The organism is Streptomyces sp. NPDC055955 (genome assembly GCF_042270245.1).
GTDB lineage: Bacteria > Actinomycetota > Actinomycetes > Streptomycetales > Streptomycetaceae > Streptomyces.
Genome location: NZ_JBHJYS010000020.1, coordinates 58,833 through 73,636, shown reverse-complemented (window position 1 = coordinate 73,636; position 14,804 = coordinate 58,833). Strand labels below are relative to the sequence as shown.

At 70.7% G+C, this 14,804-nt stretch carries 15 protein-coding genes; 7 read left to right on the top strand and 8 right to left on the bottom strand.

Annotated features, from left to right (window positions below; translation table 11 throughout):
* The first annotated feature begins 21 nt into the window (after positions 1-21).
* Complete coding sequence (locus tag ACFC96_RS32785) at positions 22-819, top strand: hypothetical protein (protein ID WP_376615584.1); 798 nt, start codon at positions 22-24, stop codon at positions 817-819.
* A gap of 21 nt (positions 820-840) precedes the next feature.
* On the opposite strand, the gene ACFC96_RS32780 is transcribed toward ACFC96_RS32785, so the two are convergent.
* Positions 841-2,304: a penicillin-binding transpeptidase domain-containing protein gene (locus tag ACFC96_RS32780; protein ID WP_376615583.1), complete on the bottom strand. Its 1,464-nt coding sequence runs from the start codon at positions 2,302-2,304 to the stop codon at positions 841-843.
* Between the two features lie 197 nt (positions 2,305-2,501).
* Positions 2,502-3,275, bottom strand: coding sequence for an IclR family transcriptional regulator (locus ACFC96_RS32775; RefSeq protein WP_376264086.1), 774 nt, complete (start codon positions 3,273-3,275; stop codon positions 2,502-2,504).
* 135 nt (positions 3,276-3,410) lie between these two features.
* On the opposite strand from ACFC96_RS32775, the gene ACFC96_RS32770 reads away from it, so the two are divergent.
* The 5 genes from ACFC96_RS32770 to ACFC96_RS32750 all read left to right on the top strand — a co-directional run bounded on the left by ACFC96_RS32770 (position 3,411) and on the right by ACFC96_RS32750 (position 8,079).
* The gene (locus tag ACFC96_RS32770) at positions 3,411-4,943 is read left to right on the top strand and encodes an aldehyde dehydrogenase (NADP(+)) (RefSeq protein ID WP_376615581.1); all 1,533 of its coding nucleotides are present in this window, start codon (positions 3,411-3,413) and stop codon (positions 4,941-4,943) included.
* Positions 4,944-4,979: 36 nt separating this feature from the next.
* Entirely contained in the window at positions 4,980-5,588 is a 609-nt protein-coding gene (locus ACFC96_RS32765; protein WP_376264092.1) for a DUF1349 domain-containing protein, read from the top strand.
* 58 nt (positions 5,589-5,646) lie between these two features.
* A complete protein-coding gene (locus tag ACFC96_RS32760) occupies positions 5,647-6,123 on the top strand; it encodes a GNAT family N-acetyltransferase (protein ID WP_376264094.1) in 477 nt (158 codons plus the stop codon).
* 70 nt (positions 6,124-6,193) lie between these two features.
* A complete protein-coding gene (locus ACFC96_RS32755) occupies positions 6,194-6,910 on the top strand; it encodes a DsbA family oxidoreductase (RefSeq protein WP_376615579.1) in 717 nt (238 codons plus the stop codon).
* Between the two features lie 116 nt (positions 6,911-7,026).
* Entirely contained in the window at positions 7,027-8,079 is a 1,053-nt protein-coding gene (locus ACFC96_RS32750) for an aminotransferase class V-fold PLP-dependent enzyme (protein ID WP_376264099.1), read from the top strand.
* 118 nt (positions 8,080-8,197) lie between these two features.
* Here ACFC96_RS32750 and ACFC96_RS32745 read toward each other — a convergent pair whose 3' ends face one another.
* Positions 8,198-8,698, bottom strand: coding sequence for a MarR family winged helix-turn-helix transcriptional regulator (locus ACFC96_RS32745; protein WP_376264101.1), 501 nt, complete (start codon positions 8,696-8,698; stop codon positions 8,198-8,200).
* Between the two features lie 180 nt (positions 8,699-8,878).
* Between ACFC96_RS32745 and ACFC96_RS32740 the strand changes: the two genes are divergently transcribed.
* The gene (locus tag ACFC96_RS32740) at positions 8,879-9,946 is read left to right on the top strand and encodes an alkene reductase (protein WP_376615577.1); all 1,068 of its coding nucleotides are present in this window, start codon (positions 8,879-8,881) and stop codon (positions 9,944-9,946) included.
* A gap of 76 nt (positions 9,947-10,022) precedes the next feature.
* Here the strand turns inward: ACFC96_RS32740 and thpD are convergent, their stop codons facing one another.
* The 5 genes from thpD to ACFC96_RS32715 form a co-directional block, all read right to left on the bottom strand.
* Entirely contained in the window at positions 10,023-10,931 is a 909-nt protein-coding gene (gene thpD, locus ACFC96_RS32735; RefSeq protein WP_376264107.1) for an ectoine hydroxylase, read from the bottom strand.
* 5 nt (positions 10,932-10,936) lie between these two features.
* Positions 10,937-11,341, bottom strand: coding sequence for an ectoine synthase (locus tag ACFC96_RS32730; protein WP_376264110.1), 405 nt, complete (start codon positions 11,339-11,341; stop codon positions 10,937-10,939).
* Positions 11,342-11,379: 38 nt separating this feature from the next.
* The gene (gene ectB / locus ACFC96_RS32725; protein ID WP_376264113.1) at positions 11,380-12,651 is read right to left on the bottom strand and encodes a diaminobutyrate--2-oxoglutarate transaminase; all 1,272 of its coding nucleotides are present in this window, start codon (positions 12,649-12,651) and stop codon (positions 11,380-11,382) included.
* A 95-nt stretch (positions 12,652-12,746) separates the two neighbouring features.
* The gene (ectA, locus tag ACFC96_RS32720) at positions 12,747-13,241 is read right to left on the bottom strand and encodes a diaminobutyrate acetyltransferase (RefSeq protein WP_376615677.1); all 495 of its coding nucleotides are present in this window, start codon (positions 13,239-13,241) and stop codon (positions 12,747-12,749) included.
* Between the two features lie 394 nt (positions 13,242-13,635).
* A complete protein-coding gene (locus ACFC96_RS32715) occupies positions 13,636-14,745 on the bottom strand; it encodes a pyridoxal-phosphate-dependent aminotransferase family protein (RefSeq protein WP_376615675.1) in 1,110 nt (369 codons plus the stop codon).
* Positions 14,746-14,804: the final 59 nt, after the last annotated feature.

Below are 14,804 nucleotides of genomic sequence, written 5' to 3'. Positions count from 1 at the left end.
GCGGTGATCTACCGTGGTGCGATGACCGGCTATCTCGACCGCCTCGCGGAGCTGCTGCGCGAGGCGCACGGGCTTCCGCCGGACCATGCCGCCGCCACGGTCGCCGATCTCGCGGCGTATCTGGCGCGGGCCGGGGGAGCGGACCCGCAGGACGCGTTCGGTCCGGTCGACGCGTTCGCCCGGCGTCTCGCCCCGTCCGGGACGCCCGCAGCCGACGAGCACCTGGAGACCTGGCGCTGGCTCGCCGACACGTATGCCGACGAGCACCTCCTGAACCGCTTCGGCGACGAGGGCTGGGAGGTCGAGCGGGTCGACCCGCTCGGTCGCTTCGTCAGCCACCGCGACCCGGAGCGGCCGCGGCGCTGGGAGTACCGGCGCGAGCTGACCACCGGCGGCGAAGGCCTCGACGAGCGGCTCGCGCGCGACGGCTGGGAGCCGTGCGGCAGCTGGGTCGTGTACGCGTGGTTCAAGCGCGAGAAGGCGGTCGGCGCCGGCCCGGCGCCCGCGCCACCCGAACCGCGGCGCCCCACGTTCCCGGGGCGCCGGCGCCGCTACGTACTCATGGGCGGCGCCATGGCCCTCGTCGCCGCCGTCGTGGTGGCGGCGAGCACCGGCACGCGCCTCGGCCTCGGTCTCGCGGTGGGCCTGCTGGTGGGAGCGCTGGCGACGCCGGCGACGGTCCGGGCGGCACGCGGCCGGCGCCGCCAGGGACTTTCGTCCGGTCAGGCCGGATCAGGGAGCGGGTGCCGGCACCCGCGAGCCCGGCATGATCCGAACGACAGGCCCCAGGCCTTCATGGCGAGGGGCCGGGGCACCTGATCCGGCCCCTCGCCGGGCCGCCTACCCCTTGAGCGCCGCCGACATCATCGCCTTCGCAATCGGCGCCGCCAGACCGTTGCCGCTCACCTCCGAGCGGGCCGCGTCCGACTGCTCCACCACGACCGCCACGGCGACCTCCTTGCCGGTGGAGTCGTCCTTCGCGTAGGACGTGAACCACGCGTACGGCGTCTTGCTGTTGTTCTCGCCGTGCTGGGCCGTGCCCGTCTTGCCGCCCACCGTCGCGCCCGCGATCCGCGCGTTCGTACCGGTGCCCTGTCCCACGACCGTCTCCATCGCGGACTGGAGCTGCGAGGCCGTCGACGTGCTGACCACGCGCGTGTCGTCACCGTCGGCGAAGCTCTTGATCGCGTTGCCGTCGGCGTCCGTGACCTGCGAGACCATGTGCGGGGATGCCTGCTCGCCGCCGTTGGCGATCGTCGCCGAGACCATCGCCATCTGCAGCGGCGTCGCCGTCACGTCGAACTGTCCGATGCCCGACAGACCTGTCTGCGCCTTGTCCATGTCCTTCGGGTACACGCTCTGCGAGGCCCGGACCGGCATGTCCTGCTCGGCGTCGTTGAAGCCGAACTTCTCGGCCATCGCCCTGACCTTGTCCTGGCCCAGGTCGACGGCGATCTTCCCGAACACGTTGTTGCAGGAGTACTGCAGCGCCGTACGGATCGAGGCGTCCTCGCAGGGCGCGGACGCGCTCTCGTTCCTCAGGTCGGTGGTCGTGCCCGGGAGGCGGAACGGATTCGGGCTGTCGGTCTTCGCGTCCACCGACGAGTAGAGCCCGTCCTCCAGCGCGGCAGCCGCGACGACCAGCTTGAACGTGGATCCGGGCGGCAGCGCCTGCTTGATCGCGCGGTTCAGGGTCGGCTGGTCCTTGTCCTTCGACAGTGCCGTCCACGCCTTGCCGTCCGTGGACGAGTCCCCGCCGCTGATCTTCGACGGGTCGAACGACGGCGTCGAGACGAGACCGAGCACCTTCCCGGTCTTCGGGTCGATCGCGACGGCCGCGCCCTTCTTGTCGCCGAGCGCGCGGTACGCGGCCTTCTGCACCGACGGGTCGATGGTCGTGACCACGTCACCCGGCTCGGTGTGCTTGCCGGTGACCGCGTCGACGGGGTTCTTGAGCCGGGTGTCCGTCCCGTCGAGGATGTCCCGGTAGATGCCCTCGAGCTGCGTCTGGCCGTACACCTGCGAGCTGAAGCCCGTCACACCCGCATAGAGATCGCCGTCCTTGTACGTGCGCTTGTACGCGAGATCGCTGCCGTCGCCCGTTCGCTCGGAACCGGTGACCGCCTTGCCTCCCACGATGATGTCGCCCAGGGGATACGCGTACTGCTTCATCACGTTCCGCCGGTTGTTCTTGTCGTCCGCGAGGGCCTGGCCGTCGTAGTACTGCACCCACGTCGCCCTCACCAGCAGAGCGAGCACGAGGAGCAGACAGAAGACCGAGGCGTGTCTGATCGTCTTGTTCATCCCGCACAGAAGACGAGCGGCCGCGAGCGAATCGTTCCGTTCCGGCCCGGTTTCTCAGTGAATCCTCATCATGAGATCCGTGTCACTCGGGCCTGGAGGCGGCCGGTCCCGACACGGCTCAGGAGCGCGCCGCCGAGGATCCCGACGGCCTCAGCCGAGCGGGGGAGGAGGGGCCGCCTCCGGGGAAGGCTTGCGCGTCAGAGCCTGCGCGTGGCCAGGGTCAGCCGGTCGCGGGCGTCGAACAGCGCGTCCTTCACCATCTGCTCGTGCGCGGGGGTCAGGCGCGCCACCGGCACCGAGCAGCTGATCGCGTCGCGCGCCGGCGTGCGGTACGGGATCGCGATGCCGAAGCAGCGAAGGCCCAGCGTGTTCTCCTCGCGGTCCACCGCGATGCCCTGCTCGCGCACCGCGTGCAGCTCCTCGATGAGCTTCTCGCGGTCGGTGATGGTGTGCTCGGTGAGCGCCGGGAGCGTCTCGGGGAGCATCTTGCGGACCTGCTCGTCGGTGTGGGTCGCGAGGAGCGCCTTGCCGAGGGACGTGGAGTGCGCGGGCAGCCGGCGCCCGACGCGGGTGAAGGGCCGCAGGTAGTGCTGCGACTGACGCGTGGCCAGATAGACGACGTTCGTGCCGTCGAGCCGCGCCAGGTGGATCGTCTCCGTGGTGTCGTCGGAGAGCCGGTCGAGAGTGGGGCGGGCCGCGGCCACCACCTCGTCGCCGTCGATGTACGACGTGCCGACGAGCAGGGCGCGCACGCCGATGCCGTACCGCGTGCCCGTCGCGTCCGTCTCCACCCAGCCGAGCTCGACGAGTGTGCGAAGCAGCATGTAGAGGCTGGACTTGGGGTAGCCGACCGCTTCCTGGACGGCTGCCAGGGAGTGCATTCCGGGCCGGCCCGCGAAGTATTCGAGCAATTCCACGGTCCGTACCGCGGACTTGACCTGCGCCCCGCCGCCCGTCTCACCTGCCGACATTCCCTTGACCCCTTCGTTCGACGAGAATTAGTGTCCTGAGTCCGTAGCGTATTCATCATCAGGGACAGCGTTCAGCATATCGAACAGCTGCTGTTCGTCGTCAGGTGAGCGGCACAGATCTGGGAGGAACCCTCGGTGGCAGCAGCACCAGTCTGGAGTGTCGACCCCCGAACCGGGAAGCAGCGGGAGCAGGTTGCGGTGGAAGCCACAGCCGAGGAGGTGGACCAGGCGGTTCGCGCGGCGCGCGCCGCCACGGGAGCCCTCGCCGACCGCACCGTGCGCGCCGCCTTCCTGCGCAGCGCCGCCGAGCTCCTCGACGCCTCCAAGGAGCACCTGGTGGAGGCCGCGGACGCGGAGACCGCTCTCGGTCCCGTCCGCCTCACCGGTGAACTCGCCCGCACGAGCTACCAGTTGAGGGCCTTCGCGGACATCGTCGACGAGGGCGCCTTCCTGGGCATCGTCATCGACCACCCCGACGACTCGGCGACCCCGCCGATCCCGGACCTGCGCCGCTACAAGGTGCCGCTGGGCGTCGTCGCCGTGTACTCGGCGTCGAACTTCCCGTTCGCCTTCTCCGTACCCGGCGGCGACACCGCGAGCGCGCTCGCCGCGGGCTGCCCCGTCGTCGTCAAGGCCCACCCCGACCACCCCGCCACCTCCGAACTGGTCGCCTCCGTGCTGCGCAGGGCCGCCGTCCAGCACGGCATCCCGGAGGGCGTCCTCGGCCTGGTCCACGGGTTCGAGGCGGGCGTCGAGCTCGTCAGGCACCCGCTGGTGTCGGCCGCCGGATTCACCGGTTCCGTCCGGGGCGGACGCGCCCTCTTCGACGCGGCGGCCGCCCGCCCCGTGCCGATCCCCTTCCACGGCGAACTCGGCTCCCTCAACCCCGTGGTCGTCACGGCGCAGGCGGCGGCCGAGCGGGCCGAGCAGATCGGCGCCGGGCTCGCGGGCTCGATGACGCTCGGCGTCGGCCAGTTCTGCGTGAAGCCCGGCCTCGTCCTCGCGCCCACCGGCGCCGACGGCGACCGCCTCGTCAAGTCCCTCACCGACGCCGTCAGCGACACCGGCGCGGGCGTGCTCCTCGACCACCGCATGCGCGACAACTTCGTCGCGGGCGTCGCCGAACGCGCGGAGCTCCCCGGCGTGGACGCCCCCGTGACCCCGGGCGCGGGCAGCGAGCACACCGTCAGCCCCGGCTTCCTCACCGTCCCCGCCCAGCGCCTGGCCGCCGACGGCGGCGACCACGACCTCCTCCTGGAGGAGTGCTTCGGGCCGGTCACGGTCGTCGCCCGCTACGAGGACGACGCCGAGGTCACCGCCGTGCTCTCGCGGCTGCCCGGCAATCTCTCGGCGACCGTCCACCTGTCCGAGAGCGAGGCCGCGGGCCAGGGGCGTGGCGCCGAGATCCTCGCCGAGCTCACCCCGCTCGCGGGCCGTGTCCTGGTCAACGGCTGGCCCACCGGTGTCGCCGTCGCCCCCGCCCAGCACCACGGCGGCCCGTACCCGGCCACGACGTCCACCTCGACGTCCGTGGGCGGCACCGCCGTCGAGCGCTGGCTGCGCCCGGTCGCGTACCAGAACACTCCCGAGGCGCTCCTGCCGCCGGAGCTGCGCGACGACAACCCGCTGGGCCTGCCGCGCCGCTACGAAGGCCGTCAGGAACTCTGAACACGCCCGCCGCTCGTCACCTGGAAAACTGACCCGATGGACATCGAAATCCCCGAACTCCCGTTCCCGCTGCGCTCCTACGGCCCCGACGGGCACTGGTCGTACGAGGACGGGGCCCTCACCGGCTGGGCCGGACCCCGCCAGGACCGCTTCGTGCCGCCCACCGGCACGGCCCTGGACCCGGCGTCCGACGCGCCCCGCCTGCTCGGGGCGCCGACGGGCGACTTCCAGCTGCTCGCCCGGGTCACGGTCGGCTTCACGGCCGCCTTCGACGCGGGCGTGCTCTATCTGCACGTGGGCGAGCGCGAGTGGGCCAAGCTGTGCCTGGAGCGCTCGCCCGACGAGCCGACCGTGTGCACCGTCGTCACGCGCGGCCGCTCCGACGACGCGAACGCGTTCGTCGTGGGCGGCAGCACGGTGTGGCTGCGCATCAGCCGCACCGGTTCGGCGTTCGCCTTCCACGCCTCGCCGGACGGTGAGAAGTGGACCTTCGTGCGGATCTTCTCGCTCGGCGACGAGGAGTCCGCGGGCGCGGCCCTGGTCGGCTTCATGGCACAGGCGCCGGTCGGCGACGGCTGCGTCGTCACGTACGAGGACATCGAGTTCCGCCCGAGCTGGCCGCAGGGCCTGCGCGACGGTTCCTGACACTCCGGGAACCCTCGGGCGCGGGAACCCGGAAGCCGGTGGGGACGTCTTTCCCGGCGTGATCAGAACAGCCGTCCCCGCCGACGCTCCGGCCGTCGCCGCCCTGCATCGGCGCGCCCGCGCCACGTACTACCCCGACGGTCCGCCGGACGGCGGCACCGACTGGGAGCAGGTGTGGGTGGAGGCGATCACCCGCCCCCGCTCGCACGTCCTTGTCTCCGTACGGGACGGCGCGCTCGCCGGTCTCGCCTCCTTCCGCACGCCCGACGGTGAGCCGAAGGAGGTGGTCAAGCTGTTCCAGTTCCACGTCAGCCCCGACCTCTGGCGCCGCGGGGTCGGCGCCGAACTCCACGCGGCCTGTGTCGAGGAGTGGCACGCGGACGGCGTCGAGCAGGCGTATCTCGACGTGCACGGCGACAACACGCGCGCCCAGGCGTTCTACGCCCGCCAGGGCTGGACCGACGAGGGATACGGCGACGACGGCGGCAGCCACCTGCGGATGCGGCTGCACCTGACCGCCCGTCCCGGGGAATGAGCCACCGAAGGCGGGCGTTGAAGGGGGTCGCAGGGCACCCCCTGCGCCGTACGAATCTGGAGTGACCCCCATGCGCGTCGAGATCTGGTCCGACATAGCCTGCCCCTGGTGCTACGTCGGCAAGGCCCGCTTCGAGAAGGCCCTGGCCGCCTTCCCGCACCGTGACGGCGTCGAGGTGGTCCACCGCTCCTTCGAGCTCGACCCGACGCGCGCCAAGGGTGACAGCGGACTCGTCATCCCGATGCTCGCGCAGAAGTACGGCATGACCGAGGACCAGGCGCAGGCCGCCGAGCGCAACCTCGGCGAGAACGCCGCCTCCGAGGGCCTCGCCTACCTCACCGAGGGCCGCGACCACGGCAACACCTTCGACATGCACCGCCTCCTCCACTTCGCGAAGGAGCAGGGCCGCCAGGACGAGTTGATCGGCCTCCTGTACCGGGCGAACTTCGCCGAGGAGCGGTCCGTCTTCGCCGACGCCGACGAGTACCTGATCGGCCTCGCCGCCGAGGCCGGTCTCGACGCCGACGAGGCCCGGGCCGTCCTCGCCGACCCCGCCCGGTACGCCGACGACGTGCGCGCCGACGAGCGCGAGGCCGCCGAGCTCGGCGCGAACGGCGTGCCCTTCTTCGTCCTCGACCGGAAGTACGGCGTCTCCGGCGCCCAGCCCGCCGAGGTCTTCGCCCAGGCCCTGGAGCAGGCGTGGGACAGTCGCTCGCCGCTCCAGGTCATCGACAGCGGCGACGCCGAGGCGTGCGGCCCGGACGGGTGCGCGGTCCCGCAGAACTGACACACGCCGCGGGTGCGGGCGCTCGTTCGCGGGAGCAGCACGTATAAGCGCCGCTTAGGGATACTGCTCAACAACTCGCAATGGACCGATAGTTGGCGAGACGGCACAGTGGACTCATGGAGACTCTCGATCACGCGCTCGTGCGCGCCGAGTTCGCACCCGTCACCACCTATCTGAACACCGCGAGCACCGGGCTGCTCCCATCGCGCGCGGTGGCGGCCATGAGCGACGCGGTCGCCTCCGTCGCGGCGGGCCGGCCCGCCGACATGTTCGCGGACGTCGAGGCCGCCCGTGCCGCCTTCGCCCGGATCGCCGGTGTCCCGGCCGAGCGGGTGGCGGCCGGTGCCTCGGTCGCCGTCTACACCGCCGTCATCGCCGCCTCGCTCCCGTCGGGCGCCGAGGTCCTCACCGCACAAGGCGACTTCAGCTCCACGGTGAACCCCTTCCACGTACGCGGCGACCTCAAGGTCCGTGCCGCTCCCCTGGAGGGGATCGCCGACGCGGTGCGCCCGGGCACGGCGCTGGTCGCCGTCAGCGCGGCCCAGTCCGCCGACGGACGCGTCGCCGACCTGCCCGCGATCCGCGAGGCGGCCCGCGCCCACGGCGCCCGCACCTACGTCGACTGCTCCCAGGCGGCCGGCTGGCTGCCTGTCGACGCGGACGCGCAGGACTACACGTCGGCCGTCGCGTTCAAGTGGCTCCTGTGCCCGCGCGGCGTGACCTTCTTCGTCGTCCCCGAGGACCTGGGCTCGCTCAGCGCGATCTTCGCGGGCTGGGTCGCGGGCGAACGCCCGTGGGACAGCTGCTACGGGCCCGTGGAGGAGCTCGCGCACTCCGCGCGGCGGTTCGACGAGAGCCCCGGTCTGTTCTCGTACGCGGGCGCGCGGCACTCCCTGGCGCTCATCGAGGAACTCGGCGTCGACTCGATCCGCGCCCATGACCTCGCCCTGGCCGACCGCTTTCGCGCGGGTCTCGCCACGCTCGGCCACGCGCCGGTGCCCGCGCCGGGTTCGCCCGTGGTCTCCGTGCCGGGGCTCGGCGTACGGCAGCGGGAGCTGAGCCGGGCGGGCATCGAGGTCTCCGACCGCGCGGGCAACCTGCGGGCGGCCTTCCACCTGTACAACACGGAGTCCGACGTCGACCGGCTCCTCGAGGCGCTCTCCGGCTGAACCTTTCGGTCGGAGCGCTTCCGGACGACAGACCCCGGCCTGCCCGCCGGGTCCGCCCCGGCCCCCCGCCGTCCTTCCGTGGCGGGGGGCCGGGGCGCGCACGCCCGCCAGGCCGGGATCACCCGTCGACCGGTTCCGCCCCCGGACAGCTCGCCGGATCCGTGCACAGGTTCGCCTCGATCTTGGCGAGCAGCCGCAGGAGTTCGGTCCGCTCCTCCTTGTCGAGGCCGCGCAGCGTGTGGTCCTCCAGGTCGCCCCACTTGTGCTGCACGTCGCCGAGCAGGCCGCAGCTGGCGTCCGTCGTCTCCACGAGCACGGCCCGCCGGTCGCGCGGGTCGGGGCACCGGCGTACGTGGCCGGCCTGTTCGAGCCGCTGGAGCATCTTCGTCACCGTGGACGGGTCCAGGTCGACCGCCTTGATGAGCTCCGACTGACGCACGGGCCCCTTGTCCCACAGGTGCATCATCAGGAACTCCTGCCCCGGATAGAGGCCCAGCCCGCGCAGCAGCTTGCCCGCGGTGATCCGGTGCAGCCGCGCCACGCGGGAGAGCGCATGGCTGACGGGACCGCAGCGGGCGGCCTCGGGCAGGTGCTCACTACAAGGTGGCTCGTCCGTCATGGCTTCTCCTGATCGGTTCCGGCCTCGCCGCGGAGTCCGGTCTCTCCACGGGGGTTCGGTCTCTTCACACAGAGATTACCTTGGTCGGCCAATGAATGGGTTACAGTGGCACACGGCTCGATTACTTGGTCGACCACATATTGGTCGGCACCGCCTTGCCCGCATTTGGATGGAGTAGCCATGACCACCGCCTTCGACCCGATCGACCTCTCCGGCGTCCAGCTCGCCAACCGCATCGCCATGGCCCCGATGACCCGCAGCCGGGCCGGCGAGGGCGGCACCGCCACCGACCTGACCGCCGAGTACTACGCGCAGCGCGCCTCGGCCGGCCTGATCATCACCGAGGGCATCCAGCCGTCCGCCGTCGGGCAGGGCTACGCATGGACCCCGGGCCTGCACAGCGACGAGCAGATCGCCTCCTGGCGCAAGGTCACCGACGCCGTGCACGCCAAGGGCGGCACGATCTACGCGCAGATCATGCACGCGGGCCGGATCAGCCACCCGGTGCTGCTGCCCGAGGGGGAGACCCCGGTGGCCCCGTCCCCGGTCGCCCCGGCGGGCCAGGGCTTCACGCATGAGGGCATGAAGGACTTCACCACGCCGCGGGCGCTGACCGGCGACGAGATCCGCGCCACCATCGCCGACTACGCCACCGCCGCCCGCAACGCGATCGAGGCGGGCTTCGACGGTGTCGAGCTGCACGGCGCCAACGGCTACCTGATCCACCAGTTCCTCGCGCCCAACACCAATCTGCGTGACGACGAGTGGGGCGGCAGCGTGGAGAACCGCATCCGCTTCGCCGTCGAGGTCGTCAAGGCCGTCGTCGCCGAGATCGGTGCCGAGCGGACCGGGCTGCGGATCTCGCCCGGGAACCCGTACAACTCCATCGAGGAGAGCGACCCGGCGCCGACGTACACCGCGCTGGTCAAGGAGATCGAGCCGCTCGGCATCTCCTACCTGCACGTCCTTGAGAGCTCCGACATCCGCGAACTGACGCTGGCGCTGCGCAAGCAGTTCTCGGGCACCTTCGTCATCAACGTCCTCAGCGAGGGGCCCACCGGGCACGGCGACCTCTCCGTGATCGAGGACGGCATCGCCGACATCATCACGTTCGGCGCGCTGTTCCTCGCCAACCCCGACCTGCCCGCCCGCCTGAAGACGCAGGGCCCGTACAACACCCCTGACCCGGCCACGTTCTTCGGCGGCGACGCGAAGGGCTACACGGACTACCCGGCGCTCACCGCCTGACCTCCCCCGCACACACGAGTCGGGGCGGCTCCCGACCGGAAGGAAGGGAGCCGCCCCGACTACGCGTGTACGAAGGTCACTTCACCGGGGTGAAGTCCCTCGCCCCGATGAACTCGGGCCGCCGCACCGGAGCCGCGAACGGCTCCACCGCGGTGTTCTCCACGCTGTTGAACACGATGAAGACGTTCGAGCGCGGGTACGGGGTGATGTTGTCCCCGGAGCCGTGCATGGCGTTGCAGTCGAACCACGTCGCCGAGCCCGCGCTGCCCGTGAACAGGCGGATGCCGTGCCGGTCGGCGAACTTGGTCAGCGCCTCGTCCGACGGCGTGCCCGCGTCCTGCATCTGGAGGGACTTCTTGTAGTTGTCCCGCGGCGTCTCGCCCGCGCAGCCGAGGAACGTCTTGTGCGACCCCGGCATGATCATCAAGCCGCCGTTGGTGTCGTAGTTCTCGGTCAGCGCGATCGAGACGGACACGGTCCGCATGTTCGGCAGGCCGTCCTCCGCGTGCCAGGTCTCGAAGTCCGAGTGCCAGTAGAAGCCACTCGCCCCGAAGCCCGGCTTCACGTTGATCCGCGACTGGTGGACGTACACGTCCGAGCCGAGGATCTGCCGTGCCCGGCCCACGACCCGCTCGTCGTGCACCAGGTTCGCGAACACCTCGCTGATCCGGTGGACCTCGAAGACGGACCGTACGTCCTGTGACGTGGGCTCGACGATGGAACGCTCGTCTGCCTTGACCGCCGGATCCGTGACCAGCCGGTTCAACTCCGCCTGGTAGACGCCGATCTCGTCCGGCCCGATCAGCTCGGGGATCGCCAGGAAGCCGTCCCGTTCGAACGACTCCAGGTCCGGCTGACGGAACGGACCCAGCGCGCCGGGCGCGGACCAGACAACCGGGTCGACACGGGGCGTGGCCACTTCGGACGCGCCTCGGGTCGGGTACAGATCGGTGGCCGGCGGCTGGGTGATCGTCGATCCGGTCATAGAACTCAGGCCTCCTCGGGTTCGGTCAGGAGCGGGTACACACCGTTCTCGTCATGGTCCTCCCGTCCGGTCACGGGCGGGTTGAAGACGCAGACGCACCGGAAGTCGGTCTTGGGCCGCAGCGTGTGGTGCTCGTGGCCGTTGAGCAGGTACATCGTGCCCGGCTCGATCCAGTGCTTCTCACCGGTCTCCTCATTGGTGAGCTCGGCCTCACCCTCCACGCACAGGACGGCCTCGATGTGGTTCGCGTACCACATCCGGGTCTCCGTACCCGCGTACAGGATGGTCTCGTGCAGCGAGAAGCCGACCCTCTCCTTGGCGAGCACGATGCGCTTGCTCTCCCAGGTTCCCGACGCGGCCTTCACGTGCCGGTCGGTGCCCTCGATCTCCTTGAACGATCGGACGATCACGGTGAGTTGCTGCCTTTCTGTTCCAGTGTGTTGCGGTGTCAGGCTGTCTCGCGCACGGCCCTCGTGAGCGTGCGCAGCCCTTCTTCCAGCTCTTCGGGCGTGATCGTCAGCGCTGGCAGGAGCTTGACGACCTCGCCCTGCGGGCCGGAGGTCTCGATGAGCAGGCCGAGCTCGAAGGCGCGTTTCGCGACGGCGCCCGCCCGCTCGATGTCGTGGAACTCGATGCCCCACACCAGGCCGCGGCCCCGGTACTGCTTGACCACGTCGCTGTGCTCCTCGCGCAGCGCGGCCAGGACCTCCTCTATCTGCTGGCCGCGCAGGAGCGTCTGCTTCTCCATCGCGGCGCCGTCGCTCCAGTACGTCTCCAGGGCCGCGGCGGCGGTGACGAACGCCGGGTTGTTCCCGCGGAACGTGCCGTTGTGCTCGCCGGGCTCCCACACGTCGAGCTCCGGCTTGAACAGGCACAGCGACATGGGGAGCCCGTACCCGCTGATGGACTTCGACACGGTGACGATGTCCGGCGTGATGCCCGCCTCCTCGAAGGAGAAGAACGCGCCGGTGCGCCCGCAGCCCATCTGGATGTCGTCGACGATGAGCAGCATGTCCCAGCGCTCGCACACGTCGGCGAGCTTGCGCAGCCACTCGGCGCGCGCGACGTTGATGCCGCCCTCGCCCTGCACCGTCTCGACGATCACGGCGGCGGGCTGGTTGAGGCCGGAGCCCTGGTCCTCCAGGAGGCGCTCGAACCAGATGAAGTCCGGCGTCTGCCCGTCCAGGTAGTTGTCGAACGGCATCGGGGTGCCGTGCACCAGCGGGATGCCGGCGCCCGCGCGCTTGAAGGCGTTGCCGGTCACGGCGAGGGAGCCGAGCGACATGCCGTGGAAGGCGTTCGTGAACGACACGATCGACTCGCGGCCCTTGACCTTGCGGGCCAGCTTCAGCGCCGACTCGACGGCGTTGGTGCCCGTCGGGCCCGGGAACATGACCTTGTACGGCAGGTCACGCGGTCGCAGGATGATGTTCTGGAACGACTCCAGGAAGGCGCGCTTCGCCGTCGTCGACATGTCGAGCCCGTGCGTGACGCCGTCCCGCTCCAGGTAGTCGATCAGGGCGCGTTTGAGGACGGGGTTGTTGTGCCCGTAGTTGAGCGATCCCGCGCCCGCGAAGAAGTCGAGGTACTCGTGGCCGTCCTCGTCGAACATGCGGCTGCCCTGCGCCCGGTCGAAGACGGTGGGCCAACCGCGGCAGTAGCTGCGCACCTCCGACTCAAGGGTCTCGAAGACGCTCAGGTCCGGCTGGGTGATGGTCACAGCGATCTCCTGGGAGATGAGGGTGGGGGTGGCGTGGAGGTCAAGCGGTCGTGCGGTGGTGCGGTGAGAAGAAGTCATGGGGGGCCGGTCGCAGGTCAGACGATCGGCCCGATGCGGTGGAGCACTTCGGGCTCGTGCCCGTCGTCCGGGAAGAGGCCCGCGTCGAACAGCACCGTCTGCGCGACCTCCGCGTCGTTGCGGCGCGCGAACGAGGCGAACAGGCGCTGCGACGCGGTGTTGTCGGGCGAGATCGTCGTCTCGAGCACGGTCGTGGCGCGGTCGGCGGCGACCTTCGCCCAGAGCCCGTCGAGCAGCGCCCCGGCCAGACCGCGCCCCCGGTGCGCATGGTCGACGGCCACCTGCCACACCACGAGGGCGCGTGGGTTGTCCGGCCGGATGTACCCGGTGATGAACCCGGCGACGGTGCCGGCGGCGTCCCGCGCCACGACGGACGTGGCGGCGAAGTCCCGGCACCACAGCAGGTAGCTGTACGAGGAGTTGAGGTCGAGCACCTTCGAGTCGCGGGCGATGCGCCAGATCGCGGCTCCGTCGGCCACATCCGGCCGGTCGATCCGCAGGCTCTCGGGCATTTCCAGGAATTGCGCGGTCATGTGAATTCAATTTACCGAGCAAGTTCTGAGATTGCATCGCGAGAAAGGGTTACGCAACTGCTCGTTCTGTGTTATCGCGCGGGCGGGGGTGCGCACGTGAGATCTTGTCGATATGGGGCGGTTTAGTCGGGACGAACTGGGCAAATAACCTTCGGTGTGGAGTGCGTCACAAGCGCGAAACCCGCACGAGACCCGTCCGAATTAAGCCGTTCCCGTTGTTGAAATCTTAGTGTTTACGCCCCGGGAAAGCGGGCAGAAGAATATGGGAAGCTGTGCTGAGAAATGCGCGAGAATTTTCTCGAAAAACAAAAGAAGGTGCCACCCCCATTGAAGGGGCGGCACCTCACTTTGTGAAGTCGCGGGACTGCAGGGGTTACACCCAGGCCGCGGCCACAGCCTTGCGCGCGCCCTCCAGGTCCACCGGCGCGCCCGTCCCCTCCATCTCGGCGAGCGCACCGCCGAGGGCCGCGAGCGAGGACTGCACGACGCCCCGGGTCGCCTGCGGTCCGTAGTGGTTGACGCGGATCATCTCCTTGGCGAGCGCCCCGCCGCCGGCCACCAACGGCAGCACCGGGTCCACCGCCAGCGCCCGCGCGACCAGCTCCGAGGCGTCGATCCCCGCCGGGGCGCGCAGCGTCGTCGCCACCGGCGCCGCGTCCCGTGCCTCGTACACGTACGGCTCGATGCCGCCGCCCAGCGCCAGCGCGCCCGCCCGCGTGGCCGCGGCCGCACCGGCGTGCCGGGCCATCAGGGCGTCGAGGCCCTCCGCCTCGATGCGCTCGACGCACGCCTCCAGGGCGAGCATCTCCAGCTGGGCCGGCGCGTGCAGCAGTGCCTTGCGCCCGCCGTCGATCCAGCGGTGCTTCCAGTCGAGCAGCGACAGGTAGGAGTGGCGCGGCGCCTGCGGGTTGGACTCCATCCGCTCCCACGCCCGCGCGCTGACGGACACCGCGGAGACGCCCGCCGGGCCGCCCATGGCCTTCTGCGCGCCGATCACGCACAGGTCCACGCCCCAGGCGTCGGGAAGGACCGGCTCGGCGGCGATCGACGCGACCGCGTCCAGGTAGAACAGCGCGCCGTGCTCCCGCACCACCTCGCCGATCTCGGCGACCGGGTTCGTGTTGCCCGTCGCGGCCTCCGCGTGCACGAGCGAGACGAAGTCGGTCTCGGGGTGCTCGGCGAGCGCGTCGCGCACCTGCTCGGCCGTCACGGCGGTGTGGAAGGGGACCGCCAGGTCGTGCACCGTCGCCCCGCTGTCCCGCAGCCAGTCGCCGAAGGTCTGGCCGTAGGGGCCCGTGATGATGTTCAGGGCCACGGTGCCGGGGCGGGCGGTGCCGCGGATCGCGCCCTCGAGAGGGAGCAGCGCCTCGCCCTGCATGATCACGACGTCCTGGGAGGTGTCGAGCAGCCCGGCCACGCGCCGCTCGATGGAGGCGAAGTGCTCGGCGCTCAGGGGGGCCAGGTCAAGAAAAGGGTGGGTCACGATCGTGCTCTCTTCGCTCTCTTCGCTCACGTCGCCCGTGATCTTCGTTCACGAGTTCG